Consider the following 14210-nt stretch of genomic DNA (forward strand, 5'->3'; position numbering starts at 1 on the left):
GCCCGAAATGACATTGAAGATGCAGTACTTTTTTATCGGAGACATCACCTAATAAATCCGTTTCAATAGAATTTAAAGAAGATTTTCCTTGTAAAAATGCTGCATTATTATAGAAATCAGAAATAATGTGAACGACTGTTTTATTGTTCCAAGTTTCTTTATTGCTATTTATGTAATCAGGTAAATTTTCCATTTTATACGCCGAATTGTTTTAAGTGATGATTTAAGTGCTTCCACTGCAAATTATCCCATTCTTCAAAAGTCATTTTTCCAAAAAAAGGATGCTTATCAATTTTGATACAAGCCGTTCCTTCATCAGCAAACCTTGTTATTCTTGCTATCAATTCGGTTTTTGTTTTTTCAAAATCATAGGCATCTGTTCTAATAAAACTGGGTTCGGTCATTGAATTTTTCTTAAACTTTGGAGCAGCTAGGATTTTCTTTTTAAAAATCCTTCCCAATAGTAAAAAAACAAAATTCGATCTTAATTTTGCATCACCAAAAGCCACATCAATTGGTGCTTGACAATGAGAAAGCATTTGACCCACATTCATTTTTCCCCACAAAGGTTGTGTTTCGGGAGTTAATGCATTTATTCTGCTAATGATTAAATTATTGTCGTTTTTATCAAAAATTGAAGCCATCATTTACATTTTAGTATTATTCAAAAATACAATTTTAAGGTTAATCAACAATAATATATTAAATTTGCTCCTCAATTAAAAAACGGAAAAAATGGAAAACGGAATTTACGCTAAATTCAATACAACTAAAGGAGCAATTTTAGTCAAATTGACACACGATAAAACACCGGGAACGGTTGGGAATTTTGTTGGTCTAGCTGAAGGTCAGTTAGAAAATGAAGCTAAACCAATGGGCAACAGGTATTACGATGGGTTAAAATTTCATCGAGTAATTACAGATTTTATGATTCAAGGTGGATGTCCACAAGGGTTAGGAACCGGCGGACCGGGTTACCAATTTGACGATGAGTTTCATCCTGATTTGCGTCATGACGGACCTGGTGTGTTGTCAATGGCAAACGCAGGACCTGGATCAAATGGTTCACAGTTCTTTATCACGCACGTGGCAACTCCTTGGTTAGATAAAAAACACACTGTTTTTGGAAATGTAATAGAAGGTCAAGAAGTTGTAGATGCAATTGCTCAAGGGGATGTTTTGGAAACTTTAGAAATTATCAGAGTAGGTGACGACGCTCAAAAATGGAATGCCATTGAAGCTTTCAGAACATTTGAAGGTTCTCGAGAAAAAAGAATAGCAGACGAAAAAGCAAAAGCGGAAGCTGCTTTGGAAAAATTGGCTGCAGGCTTTGAAAAAACAGCAAGCGGTTTACGATATAAAATCATTCAAAAAGGAAATGGAAAACAAGCGGAAAAGGGAAAAACTGTTTCCGTACACTATTCCGGTTCTCTTGAAAATGGAGTGGTTTTTGACTCGTCTTACAAAAGAAAGCAACCAATTGATTTTCCGTTAGGAAAGGGTCACGTCATCGAAGGATGGGATGAAGGTATTCAATTACTACAAGTGGGTGACAAAGCCCGTTTTGTAATTCCGTCGTTTTTAGGTTACGGATCACGTGGTGCGGGAGGTGTAATTCCACCAGACGCAACGTTGATTTTTGATGTAGAATTAATGGATGTTAGATAGTTTACTACAGAGGTACCGTCAGACCATTTTATACTATAAATTTTAAAGATAGGCAAAGTAGTCAGAAATGACTGCTTTGTTTTTTTTTGGAATAGCTTTTGCTTTCGTACCTTTACATGATTAATTTTACTATGCGTTTACTTTTAATATTTCTGCTATTGGTTGCAGCTACTGCAAAAGCTCAGGTAATTACTGGCCAGCATTGCGGGTATGATTTTACCTCTTATTTGGTTGTGAAAGTGCATGAAAAAGGTCAATCAGAAACCATCAAAAATCTACGAATTTCGTTAGCGGATAGTTTAGGAAGAGAAGTCTTTAATATAAATAATCTTTTAAGTTGGACCAAACGAAATGAACCGTTGGTGTTTTCGATGAATTATAAAATTGACAATACCGGAGCCAAAGTTGCCAATGACGCTCCCGATAGTCGTTGGTTTTTTCCATTTGCAAAAGACCAGTATCTACTTTCTGTAACCAACACTTTTAAAGCAGAAAATTACTATTTGAAAGTACAAGATATTGACGGAAAAGAAAACGGCGGTGAATTTGAAACACAATTGATCCAATTATTTCCTTTTAATATGTATGTACTGTGTTCTTCCGAAAATGAACGACAAGCACAACAATTCGGACCGCGAACCAATCGTCCGATTGAAGTTTTTTTGGAACTTAAAAAATAATTACATTTTCCATTTAATTCCGCATCCGATACTTGGTTTTTGAACGGGGTTGATGACTCTGTTGTACAACAAACTGTCAATCGCACCTCTTAAATCACTACCACTTAGTGGAATTCCATTTCCAGGTCGGGAATCATCCAATTGTCCGCGATAAACCAATCGATTTTGTGAATCAAATAAAAAGAAATCAGGTGTACAAGCGGCACCATAGGCTTTGGCTACTTCTTGCGTGTAATCAAACAAATAGGGAAATTCAAAACTGTTTTCAAAGGCATATTCCGTCATTAATTCCGGACTGTCTTGGGGATATTTTTCAACGTCATTACTTGAAATGGCCACTATTCCAATTCCTTGTACTCGATAATCATTGGCTATCAAAAGAATTTCATCCATTACATGGTGTACAAACGGACAGTGATTGCAGATAAACATGACAAGAGTTCCTTTTTCACCTTTTATGTCGTCGTAACTCAAAGAATAAGCCGAATTGGTATCTTTTAAGTAAAAATTGGGTGCAAGTGTTCCAATTGTTTGCATTGTGGATGCTGTTTGTGCCATTGTAAATAGATTTGAATGAATGCTAAAGTTATGAAAAAGGAAGTGGATTGAAATCAATTTTTTATAAATTTAACGTCAATATAAAATGTACGACTATGTTAAGTTGGGAAGAATTTGAAAAAGTTGAAATGCGAGTGGGAACTATTTTAAAAGCAGATGATTTTCCCGAAGCTCGAAAACCCGCTTATCAGTTGCATATCGATTTTGGAGAATCGTTGGGCATTTTAAAAACTTCAGCTCAAATCACCCAACGTTATACCAAAGAAGAATTAGTTGGTCGTCAAATAGTTGCCGTTGTTAACTTCCCAAAAAAACAGATAGGGAAATTTATGAGCGAATGTTTGGTTTTAGGAGCCGTAGGGGAAAATGGTGAAGTGATATTATTGCATCCCGATTTTATAGTGAAAAACGGTTTACGAATAGCTTAAAAAAAAACCACTTCGAAAAGTGGATCTTTTTTTAAATATCATCAAAATCGATGTCCGTAAAACTTGTGTTAGCCGGACTGGATTCAGCCGTTGGCTCTTCGTCTGCAGGATACTCTTTTTTGAAATCTCTTTGATGTCTTTCTGAGATTACTTCTTCACCTTTATTATCTAAAACAAAAGCAGTCATTTCGTCTAAAATATCTCTAAAAGCTGCAAAATCTTCTTTGTACAGATAAATTTTGTGTTTTTTGAAGTGGAACGAACCATCTTCTTCAGTGAATTTTTTGCTTTCAGTAATCGTGATGTAATAATCGTCAGCTTTTGTAGAGCGTACATCAAAGAAGTAAGTGCGTCGACCTGCTCTCAAAACTTTAGAAAAAATTTCTTCTTTTTCTAACATGTCATTTTCTCTCATAATCTTTCTATCAATTAATATTGTTTCAACCAAAAATCTAAAAAATAAATGAATAAACAAAAATTTTATAACAATTCTTTTTCCGAAAGTTGTTTGAAATAGAGTTCCTTGTAATAACCTTCTTGGTTTATTAATTGATTATGAGTTCCTTGTTGTAAAATTTGGCCATCTTCTAAAATGATAATTTTATCTGCATTTTTGGCAGATGAAACACGATGACTAACAATTATGGTCGTTTTGTCTTTGCAAATAGCAAAAAGGTTGTTTAAAATGGCTTCTTCAGTTTCGGTATCTACTGCCGAAAGACAATCGTCAAACAATAATATTTCCGGGTTTTTGATAATGGCTCGGGCAATTGATACACGTTGTTTTTGACCTCCGGAAAGCGTGATCCCTCGTTCGCCCAAAATGGTTTCGTACTGATTTTTAAAGTGGATGATATTGTCGTGAACTACCGCATTTTTGGCTGCTTCTATCACTTCCTCATCTGTGGCAGTTTCTTTACCAAACTTGATGTTATTTTTTATAGTATCCGAAAACAAAAAGGCATCTTGTGGAACAATACCGATACTTTCTCTTAAATCAATCAAGTTGACTTTGTTAATCTTTATACCATCAATGAGAATTTCACCTTTTTCAATGTCATACAATCGACAAATCAAAGATAAAATGGTTGATTTACCGGAACCTGTTTTACCTAATATTGCGAGTGTTTCGCCTTTGTTTACTGTAAATGAAATGTCTATTAAGCCTTCAATAGCTGTATCTTTATAAGTATAACTTACATTTTTGAAAGCAATAGAGCCTTGAACAGGAGTTCGAGGTGTTACATTATTTTTGATTTCAGGTTCAATCTTTAAAAATTCATTGATTCGTTTTTGAGAGGCTTCAGCTTCTTGAACCAATGAGGAAACCCACCCAATCGATGCTACCGGCCATGTGAGCATATTTACATATAAGATAAACTCGGCAATGGTACCAATACTTTTAATAGAGCCATCTATATACATCATACCGCCAACAAAAATCACCACTAAATTACTCAGTCCGATGAGTAGCAACATAAGTGGACCGAATAAGGAATTCACTTCAGCTAACTTCATGTTTTTTGTACGACTTTCTTCCGAAAGAGTAGCAAAATCTTTTTGGTTTTGATTTTCTAAAGAATAGGCTTTGATGACTCGAATACCCGAAAATATTTCTTGGGAAAAACTGGATAAATTGGATAGATTTTGTTGAAAAAGCGTACTTCGTTTATTAATCTCGCTGCTCAATTTGTAAATACAATAGGAGAGAAGCGGTAGCGGAAGTAAGGTGTAAAATGTTAGTTTAGGTGATGCATTATACATAAAAATAATGATGATTGAAAACCGTATAAATGTATCTATTGAGTACATCACTGCGGGACCTACATAATTTCGAACTTTACTCACATCTTCAGAAATACGGTTCATTAAGTCACCTGTTCTGTTAGATTTATAAAAATTCTGGCTCAAGACTTCGTAATGTTTGAACACTTCGTTTTTTAAATCAAATTCAATATGTCTAGACATTACAATGAGGGTTTGACGCTTGAAAAAAGTAAGAGCCCCGCCAATAATTGCCGTGACAACAATTAATATAAAGTTTTGGGTTAACTTCTTTGAAATAAGTTCTTTGTCCAAACCTAATGCAGCGAATTCTTGAATAGATGAAATTGAGTTACTTACTAATTTAGGTGTAAAGATTAAAAATATCTGAGCAACGATGGTGATAAATATTCCTAATAAAAATCGGTATTTATATTTGACAAAGTATTTGTTTAAATATTGAAGTTCTTTCATAAATTCAAAAGATTCTTTGGTTTTAATTGCTTTTATTTGTTAAATTTTACAGCTAATAATAAATAAATCAATGATTACAAAATCACATGCTTATTGTCATATTACTAAATTTTGCCTAATATATTGTAGAAAGTTAATTTTAATTCTACTTTTGCCTAGTCTTATTGACAAAATGATAATTTTTTACATTTAAACTTTACATGATGGTAGCAGAATTAGTCCCTTTAAAAGATCTTCACAAGATGGATCCTGTTTTTGGTCAAGTTTCCTTTGACGATCACGAGCAAATTGTTTTTTGCAACGACAAAGATACTGGTTTAAAAGCAATAATTGGTATTCATAACAGGGTTTTAGGACCTGCTTTGGGAGGTACCAGAATGTGGAATTACACCAATGAGTGGGAAGCTTTGAATGATGTATTGCGTTTATCACGTGGAATGACTTTTAAGTCGGCTGTTGCAGGTTTGAATTTAGGAGGTGGAAAAGCAGTGATTATTGGTGATGCTAAAACGCAAAAAACACCTGAACTAATGCGTAAGTTTGGCGAATTTGTACATTCGTTAAGCGGAAAATACATAACTGCAGAAGATGTTGGGATGCAAACAGAAGACATGGATACCGTTCATGAAGTGACACCTTATGTAACAGGTATTTCTGAATCGAAAGGTGGTTCTGGAAATCCTTCTCCTGTAACTGCTTATGGCGTTTATATGGGAATGAAAGCTTCTGCAAAATATAAATATGGTTCTGATTCACTTGCCGGTAAAAAAGTGTTGGTACAAGGAATCGGAAATGTAGGTGTTACTTTAGTAGATTATTTGGTCAAAGAAGGAGCAATTGTTACCATTGCTGATATTAGCGAATCGCGTTTACAAGAAGTAGCGGCCAAATACGGTGTTCAAATTTTTACGGGTACTGATTTATATAGTGCAGATGTGGATATTTATGCTCCTTGTGCTTTGGGTGCAACTATCAATGATGATTCGGTTTATAAAATAAAAGCCTCTATTGTTGCAGGTGCTGCCAATAATCAATTGGCGGACGAAAATAAACACGGAAAAATTCTTCAGGAACGCGGCATTTTATATGCTCCTGATTTCTTAATTAATGCGGGTGGCATCATTAATGTTTATGCTGAAATTGAAAAATATGACAAAGCAGAATCATTGCGTCGTACTGAAAATATCTACAATACTACCTTAGAAATTTTTGATTACGCTGTGAAACATAACATCACAACGCATGCCGCGGCATTAACTTTTGCTCAAAACCGAATCAACCAGCGTAAAAAAGAAATGCAGAAATAGTTTTTTTAAGTTACGATATATTCCTACTTTTGTGACGCCTTAACTGGCGTCACTAATTTAAAAAGTTCTTACAAAGTGTTAAACAGAAGACATATCCGGGTTAAAGTTTTGCAAACCATTTATGCAATGCATCAAAGTGGGTCAGATGATTTAATGAAAGAACAAAAGTTTCTTTTATCCAGTATGGAAGACGTTCTGGAATTGTATTTGATCATGATTTCAACTTTAATTGAAGTTAGAAATAAAGAAGAAATATTTCTTGATTTATCGAGTAAAAAGCACTTGGCAACCTCTGAAGAATTGAATCCAAATCGAAAATTTGTCAAAAATAGTGTGCTAAATTTTCTGGCCGGTAACAAATTATTAGCAGCGGCCATTGAAAAACACAAGATTACAAATTGGAACTTAAACGACGACGTTATTGTAATACTGCTTGAATCCATAAAAAGCAGTATCATTTACAAAACATACATGTCCAATCGCATCAATTCCTTTGAAGGCGATAAGCAATTTGTAATGGATTTGTTCTCTGAAGTAATTGCTCCCAACGAAAAGTTATATGATTATTTAGAAGATCACCGACTCACTTGGGTGGATGACATTCCTGTTATTAATACTTACATTTTAAAGCAATTAAAATTGATTGCTGTTTCAGATGAAAAATCATTTATTGTTCCAACATTATTTAAAGATGCAGAAGATCTTGATTTTGCCAAAGAACTGTTCAAAAAGACTGTTCTGAATGAAAATGAATTAGCCAAAGAATTTACAGATCGTACTCCCAATTGGGATCCGGAACGTATTTCGGAAGTGGATACCATCATGTTGAAAATGGCAATCTGTGAATTTTTGCGGTTTCCATCCATTCCAATAAAAGTAACTATTAATGAATATTTGGAAATTGCTAAAGAATATGCAACACCAAAAAGCAGTTTGTTTATCAACGGAATTTTAGATAATTTGGTCAAAGATTTTGAAAAAACAAAAAAACTAAATAAAACAGGTAGAGGTTTAATGTAATATTATTAACTATGATTAAAAAAATTGTACTCACAGCTTTTATTCTTTCGTTCGCTATTTCATGTAAAGAGGATGCACTTTCTAAAGTAGATCCAAAGAGTCAAGATGTAAACATGAATGCAGTAACTGCTGTATCTCAAAAAACGGATGCTCCTGTCCCCGCGGAAAGTGAGTTAATTCAGGCACAACCACAGGTAACCAGCGGAAAATTTCCAACTCTTTCTTTTAATAAAAAAGAACATGATTTTGGTGAAATTAAAGAAGGTGCCAAAGTAGAAACGGTTTTTGTTTTTACAAATACCGGCGAAGCTGATTTGATTATAACAAACGCTCAAGCTTCATGCGGTTGTACCGTGCCGGAATTTACCAAAGAGCCAATAAAACCTGGTAAAACAGGTAAAATGAAGGTCTCTTTCGATAGTGCCGGAAAGCCTGGAATGCAACAAAAATCAGTGAATATAACTTGTAACACTCAACAAGGCTCCGACGTTTTGACCATAAAAGCAAATGTTTTGCCTAAAGCGTCTGCCGTAACCGCAACACCAACTAATCAATAAATAAACAATGGAAAATTTACAATCATTATTGCCTTTTTTACTAATGTTCGTGGTCATTTATTTCTTCATGATCAGACCGCAACAAAAAAGAGCGAAACAAGAAAAAGAATTTGAAAGCAACTTAAAAGTAGGTGATAAAATCATTACTAAAAGTGGTTTACACGGAAAAATTGCAGAAGTTTCAGAAGGAACAATTGTTTTAGAAACAATGTCAGGAAAATTAAAAATGGAACGTTCCGCTATTTCAATGGAAATGAGTGCAAAGCTTGTAGAGAAGAAATAAATAGAACAAATACTTGCTATACTTATCAATTGAACCGATGCCTACTAATGGCATCGGTTTTTTTTTAAATTAAATTGCTAAGGGTGACTACTTCTATTCATTTTACGGTAAAGAGTAGCCAGTTGATCTTACAATTAATCAGCGAATCAGCGGCTATTAGGACTTCTGTACTTGCAAAAGTTTCTTAATCAACGAAATTTGTCCCAAATGATAATGCGTGTGTTCAATAATTCCCAATAAATTTCTATAAAAACTACCATATTTTGGGTCTGAAAAATCTTCAAATAATTTAGATTCATCAATCATTTCAATTTTTGCGGCTAAATTTTCAGCATCATTTAAGGCTTTTTGAATCAACTCTTGCCATTCAGTTTCAGTTGTGATCGATGGAAGGTCGAAACTGTATTTATCGCTTGCATCCAATGGCTCCCCATCGATTCCATTAATTATTGGCTGCACATAATAGTTGATATGAAACACCAATACTGCAATGGTGTTCAAATCGTGTAGCTTTGTTGTTGCTTGCTCCCAAGTTACATCAGCCAAAGTTTCTTTTAAGTTTACAGCTGTCCAATTGCCTCCAAAATGTACCTCACGATAATGTTTTGCTAGTTGTTTGATTGCGTTCATAAAAAATATAGTTAAATAAAAAATGCCACTGATTCACAGATTAAAAATAACTATAATCAGGGAATCAGCGGCAATTAATCAATAAAAATCTATTTCTTTTCTGCCGTGAGTTCTGCAATTTTTACAATTACCTCCACTGCTTTTTGCATGCTTTCCACAGGAACATATTCATATTTTCCATGAAAATTATGTCCACCCGCAAAGATATTCGGGCAAGGCAAGCCTTTGTAAGAAAGCTGACAACCATCAGTTCCACCACGAATAGGTTTAATGATTGGCTGGATATTCAACTTTTTCATTGCTTTTTCTGCAATTTTTACAATATGAAAAACGGGTTCTACCTTTTCTTTCATATTGTAATACTGATCTTTTATTTCAATAATAGCGATATCTTCACCAAATTGTTTTTTGTATTTCTTGTTGAATTTTGCTGTCAATTCGTGTAAAAAGTCTTTTCTTTTTTTGAATAACTTTTTATCGTGATCTCTAATAATTAAAGAAACGGTACTTTCTTCAATACTTCCTGTTAAGCCAGTTACATGAAAGAATCCCTCGTAATCTTTAGTCTCTTCTGGCACTTCTTTTTTAGGTAATTTAGAAATAAATTTAGAAGCCAAAAGCATCGAATTAATCATTTTTCCTTTGGCATAGCCTGGATGAACACTTTTACCTTTAAAAGTAATTTTTGCTCCCGCCGCATTGAAATTTTCATATTCTAATTCGCCAATCTGACTTCCATCCATGGTATATCCCCAATCAGCTCCAAATTTCTCCACATCAAAATGATGAGCACCACGACCAATTTCTTCATCAGGAGTAAAACCAACACGTATTTTCCCGTGTTTGATTTCCGGATGTTGAATTAGGTATTCCATTGCCGTAACGATTTCAGTGATTCCGGCTTTATCATCAGCACCTAACAAGGTTGTTCCGTCAGTAGTGATAAGGGTCTGACCTTTGTATTGCAATAAATCTTTAAAATAAGAAGGTGACAAAACGATATTTTGTTCTGCATTTAAAACAATATCTTTTCCGTTGTAATTTTCTATTATTTGTGGTTTTACATTGGCACCTGTAAAATCAGGCGTGGTGTCAAAATGCGAAACAAAACCAATGACAGGTACTTCATGAGATACGTTACTTGGTAAAGTGGCCATGATGTAAGCTTTGTCATCAATGGTCACGTCTTCCATACCAATGTTTTTTAATTCTTCAACTAATTGGTTGGCTAAGTCCCATTGTTTTTTTGAACTGGGAGTTGTTTCTGAGTTGGGATCAGATTCGGTATCTACAGTTACATAACTGATAAACCGATCAATAATATGTTGCATAAAAATGAATTTTTGATAGATATATAGTAACAAAGATACTAAACCGATGGCTATTTCAGTGTTAACAATTCAATTAAAATCCTTCAAAAACACCCAAACCAAAAAGTGCAAAATCATATTTTACCGGATCGTTTGGGTCAAATTTTCGTAAATTACTATCTAATTCAGCCAATGCTTTTCCATCGTTTTGTTTTCTGGATAACAATCCTAATTTTCTGGCCACATTGCCCGAATGTATATCAAGAGGGCAGGAGAGCTGAGCGGGAGAAATAGTTTTCCATATACCTAAATCAACTCCGTTTGTATCTTGGCGAACCATCCAACGGAGAAACATGTTGATTCTTTTTGCAGCGGAATTGTTCATCGGGTCAGAAATATGTTTTTCGGTTCGCGATAAATGGGGGATTTCAAAAAAAACTTTTTTAAAAGCGGAAATACTTTTTTGTAAATCGGATACTGATTGGTTCTTAGCAAATACGGCTTCTAATCCGCCGTGATTTTTATAAATATGTTGCAAAGACTGAATAAAAGTTTGAAAATCAACTCCGTTAAAAGTTCGATGTACAAAATTTTCCAGACCTTCCAAATGATGTTCTTGGTGATTCATGACAAAATCGTAAGGGGAGTTACCCATCAATTCCATCATTTTTTTTGCATTGGTGATAATCATTTTTCGATTGCCCCATGCAATTGTTGCAGATAAAAAACCTGCAATTTCAATATCTTTTTTTAATGAATATAAATGCGGAATCTGAATGGGATCACTTTCAATAAAGTTGGGATGGTTGTACAAGTCTACCTTTTCGTCAAGAAAGTCTTTGAGTTCTGATTCGTTCATTATTTTACTATTGCTGTAAAATCTTTAACCGGATGCTTAACAATACAACCGTCTTTCATTACCAATTTTCGGTCGGCCATATTTGCTAGTTCTTCGTTGTGGGTGACAATGACAAATGTTTGTCCCATTTCTTCCCGAAGTTTAAAAAACAGCTGATGCAAATGATTGGCGGATTCTGTATCTAAATTCCCGGAAGGTTCATCAGCAAATATCACCGCCGGTTTATTAATTAATGCTCTTGCAACCGCTACACGCTGTTGCTCGCCACCTGATAATTCATTGGGCTTGTGATGCATTCTTTCTTTTAATCCAAGATATTCCAATAATTTAGTTGCTTCTGCTTCGGTTGCTTTTTTATCTTTTTTGGCAATAAATGCAGGAATACAAACATTTTCTAAAGCTGTGAATTCCGGAAGTAATTGATGAAATTGAAAAATGAAACCTAACTTAAGATTTCTAAATTTTGATAATTGATTATCATTGAATTGCAAAATATTCTCACCATCAATTACAAGTTGACTTTCATAACCTGTTGATGGCTTTTCTAAAGTACCTAAAATTTGTAGCAATGTTGTTTTACCTGCACCGGAAGCTCCAACAATTGCAATGATTTCTCCTTTGGTAATGTGAAGATGAACACCTTTTAACACATGAAGTTGATCAAAAAATTTATGGATGTTTCTTGCTTGTATCATACAATTCTGTTTCTACAAAGAAACAAAGTTTTTAAGGAATTTGAAACGTCTTCCGTTTTTATTATGGTTTAATAATTTATAATTATTCGTTAAAGAATAATATGTGTTTAATATTATCGTATATTTGTTAAACAAAAAATAGGTTATGAAATACATTCTTGGCTTACTAATCGTCTTAATTCAATTCTCTTGCCAATCGCAGGATAAAAAATCAACTTTTGCAATAACTAAAGAACCAATACCAATGAATGTAGAAAAAGGAATGGAAGTGGCAACGCTAGCAGGTGGCTGTTTTTGGTGTACCGAAGCTATATTTTTAGAATTAAAAGGTGTTTCTAAAGTTGTTTCCGGCTACATAGGAGGAACAACAACCAATCCTACGTATAAAGATATTTGTACAGGAACAACAGGACATGCCGAAGCAATACAGATAACTTTCGACCCTAAAATAGTGTCCTTTGGTGAATTATTGGAAATATTTTTTGCTACACATGATCCAACAACACTAAATAGACAAGGAAATGATGTAGGCACACAATACCGCAGTGAGGTGTTTTATTATTCGGATGCTCAAAAGAAATTAACGGAAGATTACATTGCTTTAATGACGAAAGAAAAAACATTTTCGAATCCGATTGTGACACGAATTTCTCCTGCATCCGTTTTTTATGAGGCGGAAGATTACCATCAAAATTATTACAATGGCAACAAAACACAGTCGTATTGTAGCTATGTAATTACACCTAAAATTGAAAAATTAAGAAAGAATTATAAAGAAAAATTAAAAAATTAACTACCCAGAGTTCGTTGATTATCTGAACAGCTTAGTAGGAAGCATTGAAAATAATTAAAAAATTAGCTATGAACACATTATTAGAAAAAGAATTATTTGAACTTTTGGGGGACAATCATCAAATGACATCTGCCGAAACGCCTCTTCGTCCGGATGCATTCGTAAAGTCGGATGCAGAAAAAATGACAACTATTGAAAAACATTTTAAAATTATCATGGAAGAAATGGGTCTGGATATGACCGATGATAGTTTACAAGGAACACCCCACCGTGTGGCTAAAATGTTTATTCAAGAAATTTTTAGTGGTTTAAATCCTGCCAATAAACCGAAAATTTCCGTTTTTGAAAACAGTTACAATTATGATAAAATGTTGGTGGAGGCAAATATTAGTTTTAACTCCACTTGTGAACACCATTTTTTACCAATTATAGGTAAAGCTCACATTGGTTATGTTTCGAACGGAAAAGTGATTGGTTTGTCAAAGTTAAACCGTATTGTTGATTATTATGCTCGTCGTCCACAAGTGCAGGAACGTATGATTATGCAAATTTTCAACGAATTAAAAACAGTGCTAAATACCGAAGATGTAATTGTTGTGGTTGAAGCCGAGCATTTGTGTGTTTCCAGCCGAGGAATTAAAGATAGTTCCAGTTATACTTCAACTATTCAGTATGGCGGAATTTTCAATGAAAAGGAAAACAGAAATGACTTTTTTAATTTAATGAAACAAGATAAGTAATTTGGCATTACATTTGTTTTTTAAGTGATTAAAAAACAAAGATGACAGAAATAATTAAAAAAGTTGAACCCAGTAATAAATCCAGAGATTTATGGCTTAGTTTATTATTCGACGGAGTTGGAATGTTGTCGTATTTAGTCCCTTTTTTAGGTCCTATTTCAGATGTAATTTGGGCTCCGATAGCCGGTTTGATTTTATTAAAAATGTATAAAGGTAATGCAGGAGCGGTGGGTGGAATTATAGTATTTATAGAAGAGCTGTTACCCGGATTTGATTTTATTCCAACATTTACATTAACATGGATTTATACCTATGTAATAAAAAAGAATTAAAAAATAGCTTCACAAACGTGAAGCTATTTTTTTTTAATTTTAACCTTAGAACCTTAGAACCTTAGAACCTTAGAACCTTAGAACCTTAGAACCTTAGAACCTTAGAACCTTA

General features: G+C 34.0%; 18 protein-coding genes and 1 pseudogene. 10 read left to right on the forward strand and 9 right to left on the reverse strand.

Annotation, left to right across the window (positions count from 1 at the left end):
• Positions 1-193: pseudogene (locus tag ACIQ2S_RS05890) on the reverse strand (SAM-dependent methyltransferase); the annotation flags it as partial.
• Position 194: 1 nt separating this feature from the next.
• The gene (locus tag ACIQ2S_RS05895) at positions 195-644 is read right to left on the reverse strand and encodes a DUF1569 domain-containing protein (RefSeq protein ID WP_396173859.1); all 450 of its coding nucleotides are present in this window, start codon (positions 642-644) and stop codon (positions 195-197) included.
• 91 nt (positions 645-735) lie between these two features.
• Here ACIQ2S_RS05895 and ACIQ2S_RS05900 point away from each other — a divergent pair, with 91 nt between their 5' ends.
• Together ACIQ2S_RS05900 and ACIQ2S_RS05905 are read left to right on the forward strand one after the other, a co-directional pair.
• A complete protein-coding gene (locus ACIQ2S_RS05900; protein WP_396173861.1) occupies positions 736-1668 on the forward strand; it encodes a peptidylprolyl isomerase in 933 nt (310 codons plus the stop codon).
• A gap of 131 nt (positions 1669-1799) precedes the next feature.
• Entirely contained in the window at positions 1800-2348 is a 549-nt protein-coding gene (locus ACIQ2S_RS05905; RefSeq protein WP_396173863.1) for a hypothetical protein, read from the forward strand.
• Here ACIQ2S_RS05905 and ACIQ2S_RS05910 read toward each other — a convergent pair whose 3' ends face one another.
• Entirely contained in the window at positions 2349-2906 is a 558-nt protein-coding gene (locus ACIQ2S_RS05910) for a thioredoxin family protein (RefSeq protein ID WP_396173865.1), read from the reverse strand.
• Positions 2907-3001: 95 nt separating this feature from the next.
• On the opposite strand from ACIQ2S_RS05910, the gene ACIQ2S_RS05915 reads away from it, so the two are divergent.
• On the forward strand, positions 3002-3334 hold the full coding sequence (locus tag ACIQ2S_RS05915) for a tRNA-binding protein (protein ID WP_396173868.1): 333 nt from the start codon (positions 3002-3004) through the stop codon (positions 3332-3334).
• Between the two features lie 31 nt (positions 3335-3365).
• Here ACIQ2S_RS05915 and ACIQ2S_RS05920 read toward each other — a convergent pair whose 3' ends face one another.
• Positions 3366-3749 carry a PUR family DNA/RNA-binding protein gene (locus tag ACIQ2S_RS05920; RefSeq protein WP_396173870.1) on the reverse strand — a complete coding sequence of 128 codons (384 nt, stop codon included), beginning with the start codon at positions 3747-3749 and terminating at the stop codon, positions 3366-3368.
• A 65-nt stretch (positions 3750-3814) separates the two neighbouring features.
• Positions 3815-5572, reverse strand: coding sequence for an ABC transporter ATP-binding protein (locus ACIQ2S_RS05925; RefSeq protein ID WP_396173872.1), 1758 nt, complete (start codon positions 5570-5572; stop codon positions 3815-3817).
• 203 nt (positions 5573-5775) lie between these two features.
• Here ACIQ2S_RS05925 and ACIQ2S_RS05930 point away from each other — a divergent pair, with 203 nt between their 5' ends.
• The 4 genes from ACIQ2S_RS05930 (at position 5776) to yajC (ending at position 8739) form a co-directional block, all read left to right on the forward strand.
• Positions 5776-6879, forward strand: coding sequence for a Glu/Leu/Phe/Val dehydrogenase (locus ACIQ2S_RS05930; RefSeq protein ID WP_396173898.1), 1104 nt, complete (start codon positions 5776-5778; stop codon positions 6877-6879).
• A 75-nt stretch (positions 6880-6954) separates the two neighbouring features.
• On the forward strand, positions 6955-7899 hold the full coding sequence (gene nusB / locus ACIQ2S_RS05935; protein WP_396173875.1) for a transcription antitermination factor NusB: 945 nt from the start codon (positions 6955-6957) through the stop codon (positions 7897-7899).
• A gap of 11 nt (positions 7900-7910) precedes the next feature.
• The gene (locus tag ACIQ2S_RS05940; protein ID WP_396173877.1) at positions 7911-8456 is read left to right on the forward strand and encodes a DUF1573 domain-containing protein; all 546 of its coding nucleotides are present in this window, start codon (positions 7911-7913) and stop codon (positions 8454-8456) included.
• 7 nt (positions 8457-8463) lie between these two features.
• Entirely contained in the window at positions 8464-8739 is a 276-nt protein-coding gene (gene yajC, locus ACIQ2S_RS05945; protein ID WP_396173880.1) for a preprotein translocase subunit YajC, read from the forward strand.
• Positions 8740-8895: 156 nt separating this feature from the next.
• Here the strand turns inward: yajC and ACIQ2S_RS05950 are convergent, their stop codons facing one another.
• From ACIQ2S_RS05950 to ACIQ2S_RS05965, 4 genes are all read right to left on the reverse strand, one after another.
• Positions 8896-9369 (reverse strand): DUF1572 domain-containing protein, encoded by a 474-nt coding sequence (locus tag ACIQ2S_RS05950; protein ID WP_396173882.1) that lies wholly within the window; start codon positions 9367-9369, stop codon positions 8896-8898.
• An 89-nt stretch (positions 9370-9458) separates the two neighbouring features.
• On the reverse strand, positions 9459-10700 hold the full coding sequence (gene pepT / locus ACIQ2S_RS05955) for a peptidase T (protein ID WP_396173884.1): 1242 nt from the start codon (positions 10698-10700) through the stop codon (positions 9459-9461).
• 73 nt (positions 10701-10773) lie between these two features.
• A complete protein-coding gene (locus tag ACIQ2S_RS05960; RefSeq protein WP_396173886.1) occupies positions 10774-11538 on the reverse strand; it encodes a TIGR02757 family protein in 765 nt (254 codons plus the stop codon).
• Positions 11538-12233, reverse strand: coding sequence for an ABC transporter ATP-binding protein (locus tag ACIQ2S_RS05965; protein WP_396173889.1), 696 nt, complete (start codon positions 12231-12233; stop codon positions 11538-11540). Before ACIQ2S_RS05965 ends, ACIQ2S_RS05960 begins: the two co-directional genes overlap by 1 nt.
• Positions 12234-12477: 244 nt before the next feature.
• Here ACIQ2S_RS05965 and msrA point away from each other — a divergent pair, with 244 nt between their 5' ends.
• The 3 genes from msrA (at position 12478) to ACIQ2S_RS05980 (ending at position 14098) form a co-directional block, all read left to right on the forward strand.
• A complete protein-coding gene (gene msrA, locus ACIQ2S_RS05970; protein WP_396173900.1) occupies positions 12478-13026 on the forward strand; it encodes a peptide-methionine (S)-S-oxide reductase MsrA in 549 nt (182 codons plus the stop codon).
• 68 nt (positions 13027-13094) lie between these two features.
• Positions 13095-13766 carry a GTP cyclohydrolase I FolE gene (gene folE / locus ACIQ2S_RS05975; protein ID WP_396173892.1) on the forward strand — a complete coding sequence of 224 codons (672 nt, stop codon included), beginning with the start codon at positions 13095-13097 and terminating at the stop codon, positions 13764-13766.
• Positions 13767-13807: 41 nt separating this feature from the next.
• On the forward strand, positions 13808-14098 hold the full coding sequence (locus ACIQ2S_RS05980; RefSeq protein WP_396173896.1) for a hypothetical protein: 291 nt from the start codon (positions 13808-13810) through the stop codon (positions 14096-14098).
• The last annotated feature ends 112 nt before the right edge of the window (positions 14099-14210 follow it).

Source organism: Flavobacterium sp., assembly GCF_044371705.1.
GTDB lineage: Bacteria > Bacteroidota > Bacteroidia > Flavobacteriales > Flavobacteriaceae > Flavobacterium.